Source organism: Chryseobacterium sp. G0201 (assembly GCF_003815655.1).
GTDB lineage: Bacteria > Bacteroidota > Bacteroidia > Flavobacteriales > Weeksellaceae > Chryseobacterium.
On record NZ_CP033917.1, the window covers coordinates 1,463,552 to 1,477,961 of the forward strand.

A 14,410-nucleotide genomic window follows, 5' to 3' on the forward strand; every position below is an offset into this window, starting at 1 on the left:
CAGAACTTCCCTCTGCGATCATCAAACTTCTTCTTTTCTAATTTTTCTTTCTCACTTTAGCTTTAGCCTTTTTCACCTCATCTTTGATGTAAGGATATTTTTTCTGCATATCCGGCGCAAGAGTAGGATCCAGGTTTAATGCCAGTTGGAGAGATTCAATTCCTTTTTCCTGATTTTTCAGGTTAAAATAACAGTTGCTTAACTGATAATATAATTCTGCTCTGTTATGTGAAACTACCGCTGCATTTAAAAGCGTAACAGTTTCATCATATTCTCCCAAAAGCATTAATACTTCGGAATAAGCATACCAATTATAGAATCTTGAAGGCTCTGCTTCAACAAGCTTTTTCAAGCAAGCAAGACTTTCTTCAAATTTCCCGGAATCAATAAATAAAAATGCTAATCTTTTTTGATAATCAAGATTATTTTCATTCAGATGAGTAGCTTCTTTTGCAAAATGCAAAGCTTCCGACATTCCACCCATTTCTTCGTATAAATACGACTGCTCCATCATAGAAAGATAAAACTGAGGGTCTTCTCTCAGTGATCTCTGGAACGAGTTCAAAGCCATAATCGGCTGTTTTAAAGCTTTATAACATAAACCAATTTTATAAAATGTAAACGCTTTTGTATATTCCAACTCGAGCATTTCTTCATAAATCTCAATTGATTTTTTGTATTGACCTAAAGCCTCATAACAAGCTGCTTTATTGGCATAAACTCCAACGGCAGATGAATTGATTGCCAATAAGTAATCAAATCCTTTTATCGCTTCCTCGTAATTCTTTCTGTTGAAATAAAACTGTCCATATTCAAACCAAGCGGTTTCAGAATAAGCAAAATCATCTAAATATTCATTCAGAAAGGCAATTGCCTCCTCACTCTTGTTCAGTTCACTAAAGCAGATCATGGCATTTTCCAGCGGATATTCGTCTGTTGGATCTTCTTTTAATGCTTTTTTGTAATGTTTAAGAGCGTTAAAAGGATCTCCTAAGTTCACATATTCATCTGCAATAAAATTGTGAAGAAAATTCTCTTCTTCTTTTAATTCTAATGCCTTTTTACAGATTTCAATGGATCTTTTAGGGTTTCCTAAATTCGAATAATACTTTGCATAGCAAACCAAAAAGTCTGTATTCTCCATAGATGAAGCCTTCAACTCGTCAATAAGCTCTTTCGCCGCATTATACTCTTCCCATTCTAAAAGAACTTCAAGTTTTTTAATCTTGATGTCCAAAGAATTAGGATGAAGCTTAAGACCATAATTTACTGCATTATCAGCATAATTAAAGTCGCCCAACTCCAGATAATAAACAATAATATCCTCCAACTCTTCTGTATCAAAGTAGAATTCATCATTATTTTCCATCATTTCTTCGAACTTTTTCACAAGTTCATTTCCAAAATATTCTTCCAATAGCGTGTCTTATCGTCGGCCCAACGTCTGAATTTACTTGCAGACATCGACAAACTTCTTAAATTAATATTACTTCTGAAATTTACTGTTTCAAAATGTATGCAAAGTTGCGAATTTTTTTCGACATACATTTTCGTTAATTTCTATACTAAAGATAGTGAAAAGAATAAGAAGATGAAAGGATTGTGGATAAATAAATAGGAGTTATTACAAAATTAACATTCCCAACCTATTTCTGCTATTGGCTTTGTTTCATTTAATAATTAAACATTAATCTGTTAATATAAAAAAAGAACGGAACCACAAGCCCCGTTCTTATTATTATTTTAAATCAAACTTTTAATTTTAGCGATGATATCATCTCCTAGTTTGTCAGCTTCTTCCTGAGATTTAGCTTCTGTATAAATTCTGATAATCGGCTCTGTATTCGATTTACGAAGGTGAACCCAGTTGTTTTCAAAGTCTATTTTTACTCCGTCAATCGTAGAAACGTTTTCGTTTTGATATTCTTTTTCCATTTTAAATAAAATATCATCTACGTTGATCTCCGGTGTTAATTCGATTTTCTTTTTACCCATGAAATAGCTTGGATATCCAGCTCTTAGCTCAGAAACAGTTTTGTTTTCTTTAGCTAAATGAGTTAAAAATAAAGCAACACCCACCAAAGAATCTCTTCCGTAATGTAGTTCAGGATAAATAATTCCTCCGTTTCCTTCGCCTCCGATCACTGCATTTTTCTCCTTCATTAAAGTAACAACGTTTACTTCTCCTACAGCACTAGCAAAATATTCTGAATTGTGGCTCTGCGCAACATCTCTTAAAGCACGGCTTGAAGAAAGATTTGAAATTGCCACGCCATTTTTATTTTTCAATAAATAATCTGCAACGGCAACTAACGTGTATTCTTCACCAAACATTTCGCCATTTTCATCGATCAGGGCTAATCTGTCAACATCGGGATCTACAACAACCCCAACATCGGCACCTTCTTTTTTAATTAATTCACAAATGTCTCCCAAATGCTCTTTCAGCGGTTCAGGATTGTGTGGAAACTGTCCGTTTGGTTCGCAATATAATTTTACGGTCTCACAACCTAATTTATCTAAAAGCATCGGAATCGCAATACCTCCCGTAGAATTTACTGCATCTAAAACCACTTTGAATTTTTTAGCCTTAATTGCTTCTACATCTACCATCGGTAAATCCAAAATCTGCTGAATATGAATATCAAAAGCATCATCTCTTGTTTCATACTTGCCTAAATCATCAACTTCGGCATAATTGAAATCTTCACTTTCGGCCAAAGCTAGCACTTCTGCTCCGTTTTCTCCGGTGATGAATTCTCCTTTTTCATTTAATAATTTAAGCGCATTCCATTGTTTTGGGTTGTGAGAAGCGGTAAGGATAATTCCTCCGTCTGCTTTCAACTCAGGAACCATAATCTCAACCGTTGGCGTAGTAGAAAGTCCAAGATCAACCACATTGATCCCCAGTCCTTGTAACGTTGCTGTAACCAGTGAGTTAACCATTGAACCGGAAATTCTTGCATCACGACCAATGATTAAAGTTAAATCTTTTTTATTTTTATTATTCTGAAGCCATGTTCCGAAAGCAGACGCAAATTTTACCACATCAAGCGGCGTCAAATTATCATTTACTTTCCCTCCAATTGTACCTCTAATCCCTGAAATAGACTTGATTAACGACATCTTATCTGTATATTTTTTAATTAATTTATTTAAATTTCCAAGCAAAGATACTTATAAAATCGGAACCCTTTTTTGGATTTTATTGTAACTGTTTTTCACAACTTTTGGGGGTGCAAAACGATACCCGACATAGATTAACCCGTACGTATTATTGTTTTGAACTCGAGACTCAGCATCCTGTTTGTAATTATATGACATAAAATTCAACTTCCCTCCAAACAAAAACCTTTCTGAGTTGTAACCTACATGAATTCCACCACCGAATTTTTTTGTGAAATATTTATTTTTTTCTTTCTCGGATTTCGAACCATTTTCTAAATCTTCCTGATAACTAGACCATTTACCTCCAATGCCTGCAAATGCAAAAGGTGAAATATTAACATTTTTCGTCACCACCCAATTGTAATAATACGCAAGATTGGCTCCAAGATTAAACTGTGTTTCTACGCTTTTTAGATCGTCGGTATCTTTATTTTTAAAAAAAGTAAGATCATATTCCAAAGCCGGAACAAAACTTCCGTTGCTTTCTTTCTGCCATTCTCTCTGATAATAAATACTTTTTAAAGAAAAATCTTTATTGAAAGAATAAGCAGTAATTCCTCCAAAACTTTGAATTCTTAAATCAGGAAGCTGTAAGTAAGGATCTTTTCCTTTTTGCCAATCAGGATCGAAATCCTTCGTGTTTTTCAAATAAAACCCCTTCATGTTTCTATAATAAACAGTCTGAATAAAGCTTTTAGGAAAAAATCTGAATCTAATATCGGAATAAGAACTTTTACCCTTCAAATTATTGTCATTATTTCCGGGAATAAAATTTGGAGCAAATGAGAAAGAGGCACTTATGATCTTATAATCAAGTGATAAAGAGGTACTGATGTTATTATTAATAGAAAATTTGGTTCTGGAAAATTCTTCGTCCTTATAAGTAGCAATGTAGTCCTCAATATTCGTGTCAAAATTCAATCTGACCATCACCTGATCTTCATAGGAAATGATTTTGGTGCTGTCTGTCTGTTTTTGAGCATTTACAAAAAATCCTAAAAGACAACATAGCAGGAAGTGTGTTGTTTTTTTCAAGTCAGAAATGTTTTATTCTGGAAAATTACAACAATTTTTCTAATAACTATTTAAAACGAATCTAAGAACAGCCACAATCTTTATCGCAACCCGTTCTTTTTGAACTGAATTTCTTTGGTGCAAAATTCTTCCTCAAAATCTTAAATAAAGAATAGCACGCAAATGCAACTACAAGAAAAATAATTATATATTGAAAAATTAATGAAGAATCCATTACTTTAATATTTGATATGCTATCATCGACACAAAGTATGCCAAACCTGTCATCATTACCACCTGAAAGCCAGTCCATTTCCAGCTTTTGGTTTCTCTGTAAACTACTGCAAGTGTAGAAACACACTGCATTGCAAATGCGTAAAATAAAAGCACGGAAACCCCGGTCGCAAAATTGAATACTTTTTCGCCATTCGGTTTTACATCGTGTCTCATTTTATCGATCACTTTTCCTTCCGGAGCATCGTTATCCAAGCTGTAAAGAGTAGACATTGTCCCAACGAAAACTTCTCTTGCTACGAAACTTGTGATAATTCCAACTCCCATTTTCCAGTCATAACCTAATGGCGCAATAGCGGGCTCGATTGCTTTTCCCATTTTTGCCAAGTAAGAATGATCAAGCTCAACATTCGCTGCCACAACTTCATTAGGCTTCTGTTTTGGTCCGAAATAACTTAAAAACCAGATGATGATACTTACAATGAAGATGATCTTTCCGGCGCCGGTTATAAACTCCCAAACTTTACCTAAAACCATTTTAAAATCATATCCGAAAAGCGGTTTTTTATACGTTGGCAAATCCATTACCAAGTATGTTTTACCTTTATTTTTAATAAAACCTTTAAGAATAGCAGCAGAAAGTAATGCTACCATGAACCCTAAAAGGTACATCCCGAGTAAAACCAATGCTTTATATTGAATTCCGAAGAAAGTTCCGTCTGAAATAATTAAACCAATAATGATACTGTAAACCGGAAGTCTCGCAGAACACGTCATGAAAGGTGTTACCAAAATAGTTAATAATCTTTCTTTTACGTTCTCAATATTCCTTGTTGAGATTACTGCAGGAATTGCACAAGCCGTTCCGGAAACTAACGGGACTATACTTTTCCCATTTAGCCCAAAAGGCCGTAAGAATCTATCCATCAGGAAAATAACTCTCGCCATGTATCCTGAATCTTCCAGTAAATACAAGAAATATAATAAAATCCCAATTTGTGGAGCGAAAACCATGATTCCGCCTAATCCAGGAATAATTCCGTTTGAGATTAATGAATTTAAAGGTCCTTCTGGAAGGTGTTCTCCCGTGAAAGCTGATAGCCAGGCGAAGAAATCATCGATCCAGTTCATCGGATATTCTGCCAAAAAGAAAACACTTTGGAAAATGATTAATAGAATTAATAAGAAAACAACATATCCCCAGAATTTATGTACTAAAACTTTATCTAATTTTTCAGTAAGTAATTCTTTGAATTGTGGCTTTTTAGAAATTACATTAGCTAAAACCTTATCAATATTCTGATATCTTCTGATGGTTTCCTTAACTTGTAATCTTTTAGGAACTAAGCTTTTAACATCAGAATCATTCAAAACATCTTTCATTGATTCGATCTTACTTAAATCAACTCCCGAAGAGACTGATATCCAAGCTTTATATTCGCTGTCAAAACTTTTATGTGAAACTAATTTTTGTATAAAATTTGTATGTTCGCTGGGTGTTTCAAAAGAAGCTTTATCTGTCTTTAAAAACTCATTATTTAAAACAGCTTCTTTTATTTCCTCAATTCCAATTTGCTCTTTAGCGTTGGTTTGGATGATTTTAATTCCTAATGCCTCAGAAAATTTTTGAATATCAATATTCACTCCTCTTCTCTCCGCCTGATCGATCTGGTTAACTACCAAGATCATTGGAACTCCTAAATCCTGAATCTGTTGAAAAAGCAAAAGTCCTCTTTTTAAACTTAAAGCTTCAAGAATATAGATAACTCCTGCATAATTTTCCTGTTCATCGATAAGAAATTTAGAAAAAATAGCCTCATCTTCTGAACTTGGATAGATACTGTATGAACCCGGTAAATCGACTACTTCAACCTCTTCATTCTTATAGACATAATTTCCAGAATGACTAGCTACGGTAACACCAGCATAATTCCCGGTTTTCTGTTTTTTGTTGCAAAGCGTATTGAAAACCGTTGACTTTCCTACATTAGGATTTCCTACTAAAAGTACCTGTTTTTTTTGAGTATCCTGCATTAATTCAATTCTTCAACAATGATAAAACTACCTTCTTCTTCACGAAGGGCAATTCGGCTTTTCTCTTCTCCAAATTCTACATACATTGGCCCATTGAACGGCGCCTGATACAATATTCTGAATGCAGTATCCGGTAAAAGACCCATTTCTATGATCTTACTCGGCATCTTCATTTGACCATCATCATACCCCAGAATCTTTCCCATTTTGTTTTTAGGAAATCCGCTCAATTTATGTAAACCCTTCTCTTTCAAAGCCTGATTTTTTGTAGATGCAAATATAAGTTATTTAAATTTAATCTAAATAACGACGTTTTGTTAAAAAAATAAACCCAAACGTATTGCTACACTTGGGTTTATCAGATATAATTTAGTTGATATGAAGCTATTTTGAATCTTTCTCTTTTCCTACTTTTTCTAAATTTCCAACATTTAATTTCCCATAATCTGGCTCAATAGGATTGTCGTTTGCATTATAGAAGTCTTTATACTGCTTTTCCTGTTTCTTCATCATGTCTCCAATTGTTCCGTCCATTCCCGGGATAGATTTCGACATCATTTCCTGTGTCATCATTGGTCTTACGGTTGCAAAAGGATCTTTCTTAAAATCATTAAATGTTTTTTCAAACTTTTCTCTTGACAGAACGTTTACTTTACCACCTTTCGCCTGCATCAGGTTTTCAATGTAAGAATATTCAGTATAATCTTTTACCTTTTTGTTGCCTTGTAAAACCCAAGAATAATTTTTTCCTGCATCTTCAATTTTTACAATCAAACCAGGGAGTCCGTAAAATTTATATGGTCCGTCCTGAAAAGGTAAGTCTGCACTAAACCAAGCCGTCCATTGTTTTCCACCGAATTCAGTAGTCGCTTTTTGCGTATTATATGCTCCTATTTTTTGTTTTTCGTTTTCAATTTTCCAATTAAGTTTCAAGTTTTCGTCATAACCGATATTGGCAGGCGTAAATCCGTTCGCGATTTTGTCTACATACTGAATTTTCATACTTGGATAAATTTTATAAATCCTTGCAGAAATTTTCGGAGTTTTAAGTGTTTTAGATAAATCTTTCATGATCCCGGCTTTTTGCATGGCTTCAATTTCTATTTTCATGATAGAATCCTGAGCAATCACCGTATAGTCCTGATAAATAGATCTGTTTTTATCTGTAATATCCAAAATGGTAATTACCTTATCTGTTTTCGTTGAATCTTTTTTAGGTTTAAATGTTAATTCATAAAAGAAACGGTTGGCTGTTTCCTTAGAATCTTTTTCCTGAGCACTCACAAAAGTAACAAGAGCGATAAAAAATACTGAAAAGAACTTTTTCATTTTTAAAATGTTTATTAATTAGTTAGCACTTGTACATTTTTGTTACAGTTTTTATTTGATTTTATTTTCTCAATGCATTTATACAACTGATTTAAAACAAATTAGAAACTGAATTTTTAAAATTTATGACTTCATTACAATATTAAAGTCACTAAAAATCTTAACTTTAAATTACCTAAAAAACAAAATAGTATGGACACATTAGCACAATTTAAAGATGAGCTCGGAGCCGAGTATCAGACAACTAAAAAGTTTTTCGAAGTTTATCCTGAAGACAAAAATGATTACAAACCTCACGAAAAAAGCATGAGTATGACCCATCTCGTAACACATATTGTGGAAGTTTTCGGTTGGGCAGATACAATGCTAAAAACCTCAGATCTGGATTTTGCAAATACAGATTATCAGCCTAAAAAACTTTCTACAAAAGAGGATCTGCTTCAAAAACTTGATGAAAATTACAAATCCAGTATTACTGCAATTGACAATGCAAAAGAAGATGACTTGACCTCAACGTGGGCTTTAAAAAACAATGGAGAAGAATTGGCAAAATGGACAAAATATGGCTCAATCCGTCATTCTTTAAATCAAATTACGCATCACCGGGCGCAATTGGGCGTTTATTACAGACTGAATGACATTCCGCTTCCAGGAAGTTATGGTCCTTCTGCGGATCATCAGCAATTTTAAAGTTTTGGACTTTAAATTAGATATTATAAAAAAACCAACCTCAGTGAGATTGGTTTTTCTTTTTTATTTAAAGTTGAATTTTACGGTGAACATGACTTGGCTTGGTCGAAGCTGATATCTTGTGTAAGTAATATTCGTGGTATTAATATCATATGTTTCGAATACTTTTTTGTTGGCGATGTTCATCCATTTCAGTTCAAAATCAATTTTCTTTTTAGCCCAAGTAAATTGGTATGACACATCATAGAATCCGTTATGGTATTTTTGATCGGCTGCATTGGTGTTCACCTGATCCCAATTAAATCCAACCGTATGGTTTTCGATAGGATAGAAGAAAAGGCCAAGATTATGGGTAAATCCTGTTCTGGTAGCATTAGAGTTTAATTCTCCAACACTGGTTTGTTTTGTCTTAGAAAGACTTGCATTATAATCAATACTCATCCAGCTGAAATACGTGTTATTAAACTTAATACCAAATGATTGACCATTGTTTTTATTCGTAAAAGCATCATTATTTAAGAATGCATCAGACTTCGTTGTATTGTTGCTATAGCTAAGGGAAGCATTTGTTTTAAACTTTGGAAAATATTTTCCTACTTCTACACTATACCCATTATTTAATACATGATTGTCCTGCACTTTGTAATTCATTATAGTATATCCAGCTCCATTAATTACCGGATTTGAAATTAAGTTTCTTTTTGCGTCAGAAAATCTATAATTAATATTGAAGAATAAATTATTCAATGGGTTTCTATATTCTATTCTTGTTCCGGCAGATTTATTATTATTCTGAGGAATTGGATTGTCTTTATCCATAGTATTGATACCACTTGGTGATGTCATTAAGAATCCTGAATAAGCAGTGTTTATTTCTCCAAAATTGTTGTTAATATTAGCATTTACCGAAGCTTTCCAGAAAGAGGCAAAAGTATATTGAGCAAAAATACTCGGCTCAAAAGTGACTTTATTTACTTCTTTTGAAACTTTTCTTAACGGGTCTTCAGCTTTAATATTATTAGAATTTACCGGAAAATTAGCATATAGCATCCAAGAATCATTCTTATAATTTACTCCTACGCTTCCGTAAGGTGTAGCTGTTGTGTATTTTAAATCATTAAAATATGCTTCAGGCGTAGGGTCCAAAATATTAGGATCAGTAGATGGAATTGCTTTAATATTTGACAAATCTGAAACCATATCTGTACTTTTAAAATTAAATCCAACCTCCGGAGTAAACGTCCATCCTTTTACAGAAAACCCAATATTGGCAGAATGATTGGCTTCAAAAGTTTTAAGTCTTAAGTTTTGTCTGGCAAAATCTGTATTGGCTACAGGATTAAATCCAGGAATATCCAAATAAGATGATGGAGAAACTTCCAAAGTCTGTCTATCCGTTTGGTAACTTACATAAGATAAAAGATTTACCATTTTCTCTTTCCAGGGAATAATTGTACTTAATGAGTTCTGAAATGATGTTGTAGGAGATTCAATTGCTTCATTTGCATGTGTGAGTTTACCTGTTTTGGGATCTGTCCTATCAACCATTCCTCTATCCGCATTCCAGTATTGAGAGAAACTTGTAGTATTTTTAAAGAATCCTTTTTTGGCATTCTTTGTAAATATCAATTCTCCTTTTGCTTTATCTGTATAAAAATTATTAAAAATATTTGTAATATTAGAACTTCCTCCAAAATAATCTCTCTGACTGTAAGCTTCTCTTTCTACTGCATTATTGGTATAATTAGCATTTGCTTTAAGTTCCCATTCTTTTTTCTTATCAATATTGGTAAGATAATTGGCTGATAAATAATGAACATTATTCATCAAATATCTTTTTACAGGAAGGTCTGGAGTGTCAGCATTTTCTACATTCAGCCAGTCATTTTGGGATGCGTTGATTCTTTTTCCTTCAAATCTGCTTCCGAAGGCCAAAATATTCCCTTCATTTTCCACTTGTTCTCCCATATTATTGGTTTTGTAATTAACCACCCATTGGCTCTTTTGTCCGAAAAACATTGGAGTTAATTTCACATTCCAAAGCCAGGGATCTCCAAAACCTGTTCCTACTTCACCTCTACCGGTCATGGTAACCGAATTTTTCAGTTTGATATTAATGGCTGCTGCATCGGAAGGTACTTTGTCCTGAAGAATTTTTACAGGCTGGTGATTTTCCAGAACCTCAACCTTCTGTACGGCATCTTTTGGAAGCGAATTGTTGATTGTTCCGTAACCGCCTTCCATTAAGTCTTTTCCGTTGACATAGAATTTATTGATCGCATTTCCCTGATATAGAATTGTTCCGTCTGTATTCACTTCAATTCCGGGGATCTTTCTCATTACATCGGCAAGAGTTCTGTCACTTTTACTGTCGAATGCTTTAAGATCATAAGCGATGGTATCGCCTCTTGATGTGATCATTTTTGTTTTAAGCTGTACTTCCTTGATTTCTGTGGCTTCAGACTGCATTTTAAAAGTTAACGTCTGGTCACTGTTTGTTATCTGTTTTGTTAATGGTTTTTGATTAAAAGCCTTCACTTTAAGATCTACATTAGCCTCAGCAGAAGTGAATGTTACCTTATATTCTCCTTTAGAATTGGTGATTCCGTATGCTAAAATGGCATCTTTTCCGGGTTCCTCAACCGTTACACTTGCACTTGGTATTGCAATCCCGTCTTCATCCGTTATTTTCCCCGAAACAGTTTTCTGGGCAAACGTAAGCACCGAGAAAAAAAGCATCAGAAATAAGGAAACATTCTTTTTCATAATTTATTATTTGATTAATTAGTTAATGGTTACCGTTTTTTGTTACACTTCTATAAAGATGTATTTTTATAGAAAAGGTTAAAACCATAATATCACTACAAACATAGTGATAATTTTTTTTGATTATTTTAAAAATAAAAAAAATTTCAAGAATATTCTTTTATGACATTTATATTTAAATTAATAGTAATTTTTTGCAATAATAATTGAATCATAACCCCAGATAACAGTGACTAATATTAACTTTTACCTCATTTTGCATATAAAAAAGATGTTATATATTCGTACCGAATGAATTTTTATTCAATCAATTTGTGTTTTTGCCCTGTAATTCTTTTTACAGGGTATTTCTTTTTAATATACCCATGAATAAAGCTTTTTTGAACAATCTTTTTTTTATTTATTCTAAGTATTTAAAAAAATGATTTGAATCATAGATTAAAAAAAACTTAAACTCAGCTTGATACGGTTTAATTTAATAATTTTGTAACATAAAATTTATAGAAATGGGAATTATTTTAAAGCCTATAGATGTTGTAGATGACATTTCTAAAGAAGAATTCTACGAAAAATATCTAAAACCAAGAAGGCCCGTTGTCATAAAAAATATGGCGAAAAAATGGCCCGCCTATCAAAAATGGACGATGGATTATGTAAAGGAAGTGGTTGGAGATGTTGAAGTACCTCTTTATGACTCTAAAAAGGCCGATCCTGCAGCTCCCATCAATACACCTACTACTAAAATGAAATTTGCAGATTATATAGACCTCATCCAAAGAGAGCCTACAGATCTTAGAATTTTCTTTTTCGATCCTATAAAACACGCTCCCAAATTGCTTGAAGAATATATTTCTCCAAAAGAATTGATGGGTGGTTTCTTAGATAAATATCCAAGTATGTTTTTCGGAGGCCAGAGTTCTGTGACTTTCCTGCATTTTGACATCGATTTAGCGCATATTTTCCACACCCATTTCAATGGAAGAAAGCATGTTATGCTATTCGAAAACAAATGGAAAGAAAGACTGTATCAACTGCCATATGCAACTTATGCGCTGGAAGATTATGACATTGAACATCCTGATTTTGAGAAATTCCCTGCTTTGGATGGTGTAGAAGGTATCGACTGTTATCTTGAGCATGGTGATACATTGTTTATGCCGACAGGCTGGTGGCACTGGATGAAATATTTGGATGGCAGTTTCTCCCTTTCTTTAAGAGCCTGGGACAAATCTTGGGCAGTAAAAGCAAATTCTTTATGGAATCTTACGGTTCAGCGTAAGTTTGATGATATCATGAAATCAAATTTCAAAAAGAAATACATGGATTGGAAAGAAAAAGTAGCCATCAAACGAGCTGAATTAGCATTAAAAAGAGGCTTACCCAGATAAAATAAAAAGACGTTTCAAGTTGAAACGTCTTTTTTATTACCATTATAAAATCCTGTAAATCGGATATTGTCTGAAAGTTTTTTCTTCAAAATAAGGAGAGTTTTTGTAAACCGAGTCCAATTGAGCTTCTCCGTCATCTGCAAATTTTTTATCGGAAGCTTTTTTGGCTTCAAATTTTTGTTTTAAATTTTTATCTTTTTTCAATAGTTCTGCCGCAGTATCTTCAAAAATATAGGCTGAATAATATTCTTTTTGCGCTAAAATACCATCAAAGAAATTCCAGTTGAAGAAAGAATCTAATGCTTCCGGTTCTAATGTTTCGATAATATATTTTACACCATCCTGATTGGTTGGAACGATATAATCTCCGGCTGAAAAATTTAATTTTTTATTGGATTTATCAACTGTTGTTTCAAAATGAAGATAATGACCTTCGTAAGGGTTTTTAACCGTTTTAAAATCATTAATTTTATAAGATTCAACTGCGATTATACTATCCTTTTGAAGCGGTTTCATCTGAATCTGGTTTCTTTTAAATTCTTCAATCACTTTATATTGCGATTGCGGAATTACATAATATTTTGGAATTGTAATATAACCTGTCGGAACCGCCGTTGTAAACAGTTTTATATTCTTTGTAAAAGGTTTATTTCTGTCATAAAATAATCTTGGCTTCCCGGAAATATCACTTGGCTTGTATTTTCCTTCATATCCTTTAAAATCCATCGTAGAATATTTCGTGGAATCTATTTTCCAACGGATTCCGTACTGCTTTCCGGCTTGATATTGTTTTAAATTTTCGATTCGGAGCTGTTTTATTTTTTTATACTCTTTATCTAAATTCTGAAGATTGACGAGCATATATTTGTACGTCGCATCCACCCTTTTGTCGTAAGGCTTCAACATATGCGTTTCTGGAACGGTTCCTAAAGAATTAAACAAGGTCGTATAACCTGTAGAATATCTCGGAGAATCTTCAAAAGAAGCAAAGCCAACCTCTGGAACATCCCCATGAATATTGACGTAAGGCGTGCTTTCGTAGCCTAATTTCTTTAGATCTTCAAGATTTTTAGCCTGATAATTATTGTAAAAATATTCTCCCAATACATTTCCCAAGCGTTCTTTGAAAGTTGAGATATAGGTAAAAGTATATTGATAATCAGCTCCGTTGCTCACATGATTATCAATAAAAACATCAGGTTTCAGCCATTGATAAATTTCCTGAAAACTTCTGGCATTTTTAGAGTCTGCTTTGATGAAATCTCTGTTTAAATCATAATTTCGGGCATTTCCTCGAAAACCATATTGTTCAGGTCCATTTTGATTGGCTCTAGAAAAAGATCCTCTGTTTAACATTCCGCTCACATTGTACGCTGAAATGGCTACAATGACAAAATTTTGGGGAGTTTTGATTTTCTTTGTAGCTAAATCTCGCATCAACATCATCGTTGCATCAATTCCGTCCGGTTCACCAGGATGAATTCCATTATTGACGAAGAGAATTGCTTTTTCTTTTCTTAATTTATCTAAATCTTTTTCGGGAAAAGGGTTGTAAACGACAACATAAATTGGTTTTCCGTTATCGTCTTCTCCTTTTTTAAGATATTGAATTTCATTAAAGTTTTTAGCTAAATTTTGATAATAGGAATTCATTTCGTCATAAGTAACGGTTTGATTTCCATTTCCTTTTTCAAAAGGGGTCTGAAAAGTATTTTGTGCTAAAAATAAGGATGAACTTAGGAAAAATAAGAGATATTTCAGTTTCATGGAAGTGATATTTCGAGTTT

At 33.3% G+C, this 14,410-nt stretch carries 10 protein-coding genes; 2 read left to right on the forward strand and 8 right to left on the reverse strand.

Annotation, left to right across the window (positions count from 1 at the left end):
• Positions 1-37 precede the first annotated feature (37 nt).
• From EG348_RS06475 to EG348_RS06500, 6 genes are all read right to left on the reverse strand, one after another.
• A complete protein-coding gene (locus tag EG348_RS06475) occupies positions 38-1,417 on the reverse strand; it encodes a tetratricopeptide repeat protein (protein ID WP_123981736.1) in 1,380 nt (459 codons plus the stop codon).
• 326 nt (positions 1,418-1,743) lie between these two features.
• On the reverse strand, positions 1,744-3,126 hold the full coding sequence (gene glmM, locus EG348_RS06480) for a phosphoglucosamine mutase (protein ID WP_123981738.1): 1,383 nt from the start codon (positions 3,124-3,126) through the stop codon (positions 1,744-1,746).
• A gap of 51 nt (positions 3,127-3,177) precedes the next feature.
• Positions 3,178-4,203 (reverse strand): DUF4421 family protein, encoded by a 1,026-nt coding sequence (locus tag EG348_RS06485; RefSeq protein ID WP_123981740.1) that lies wholly within the window; start codon positions 4,201-4,203, stop codon positions 3,178-3,180.
• Between the two features lie 213 nt (positions 4,204-4,416).
• Positions 4,417-6,450 carry a ferrous iron transport protein B gene (feoB, locus tag EG348_RS06490; RefSeq protein WP_123981742.1) on the reverse strand — a complete coding sequence of 678 codons (2,034 nt, stop codon included), beginning with the start codon at positions 6,448-6,450 and terminating at the stop codon, positions 4,417-4,419.
• The gene (locus EG348_RS06495; RefSeq protein WP_262696709.1) at positions 6,450-6,656 is read right to left on the reverse strand and encodes a ferrous iron transport protein A; all 207 of its coding nucleotides are present in this window, start codon (positions 6,654-6,656) and stop codon (positions 6,450-6,452) included. Before EG348_RS06495 ends, feoB begins: the two co-directional genes overlap by 1 nt.
• A gap of 178 nt (positions 6,657-6,834) precedes the next feature.
• Entirely contained in the window at positions 6,835-7,779 is a 945-nt protein-coding gene (locus EG348_RS06500; RefSeq protein ID WP_123981746.1) for a GLPGLI family protein, read from the reverse strand.
• A gap of 192 nt (positions 7,780-7,971) precedes the next feature.
• Between EG348_RS06500 and EG348_RS06505 the strand changes: the two genes are divergently transcribed.
• Positions 7,972-8,469 carry a DinB family protein gene (locus EG348_RS06505; protein ID WP_123981748.1) on the forward strand — a complete coding sequence of 166 codons (498 nt, stop codon included), beginning with the start codon at positions 7,972-7,974 and terminating at the stop codon, positions 8,467-8,469.
• 63 nt (positions 8,470-8,532) lie between these two features.
• Here the strand turns inward: EG348_RS06505 and EG348_RS06510 are convergent, their stop codons facing one another.
• Positions 8,533-11,235: a carboxypeptidase regulatory-like domain-containing protein gene (locus tag EG348_RS06510; protein ID WP_123981750.1), complete on the reverse strand. Its 2,703-nt coding sequence runs from the start codon at positions 11,233-11,235 to the stop codon at positions 8,533-8,535.
• A 506-nt stretch (positions 11,236-11,741) separates the two neighbouring features.
• On the opposite strand from EG348_RS06510, the gene EG348_RS06515 reads away from it, so the two are divergent.
• The gene (locus EG348_RS06515) at positions 11,742-12,623 is read left to right on the forward strand and encodes a cupin-like domain-containing protein (RefSeq protein ID WP_123981752.1); all 882 of its coding nucleotides are present in this window, start codon (positions 11,742-11,744) and stop codon (positions 12,621-12,623) included.
• A 42-nt stretch (positions 12,624-12,665) separates the two neighbouring features.
• On the opposite strand, the gene EG348_RS06520 is transcribed toward EG348_RS06515, so the two are convergent.
• Complete coding sequence (locus tag EG348_RS06520) at positions 12,666-14,390, reverse strand: hypothetical protein (protein WP_123981754.1); 1,725 nt, start codon at positions 14,388-14,390, stop codon at positions 12,666-12,668.
• Positions 14,391-14,410: the final 20 nt, after the last annotated feature.

Excerpts from the sequence above, each read along its gene's own strand:
- glmM (WP_123981738.1), bottom strand. The coding sequence starts at position 3,126 with ATGTCGTTAATCAAGTCTATTTCAGGGATTAGAGGTACAATTGGAGGG.
- feoB (WP_123981742.1), bottom strand. The coding sequence starts at position 6,450 with ATGCAGGATACTCAAAAAAAACAGGTACTTTTAGTAGGAAATCCTAAT.
- EG348_RS06495 (WP_262696709.1), bottom strand. The coding sequence starts at position 6,656 with ATGGGAAAGATTCTGGGGTATGATGATGGTCAAATGAAGATGCCGAGT.
- EG348_RS06500 (WP_123981746.1), bottom strand. The coding sequence starts at position 7,779 with ATGAAAAAGTTCTTTTCAGTATTTTTTATCGCTCTTGTTACTTTTGTG.
- EG348_RS06505 (WP_123981748.1), top strand. The coding sequence starts at position 7,972 with ATGGACACATTAGCACAATTTAAAGATGAGCTCGGAGCCGAGTATCAG.
- EG348_RS06510 (WP_123981750.1), bottom strand. The coding sequence starts at position 11,235 with ATGAAAAAGAATGTTTCCTTATTTCTGATGCTTTTTTTCTCGGTGCTT.
- EG348_RS06515 (WP_123981752.1), top strand. The coding sequence starts at position 11,742 with ATGGGAATTATTTTAAAGCCTATAGATGTTGTAGATGACATTTCTAAA.
- EG348_RS06520 (WP_123981754.1), bottom strand. The coding sequence starts at position 14,390 with ATGAAACTGAAATATCTCTTATTTTTCCTAAGTTCATCCTTATTTTTA.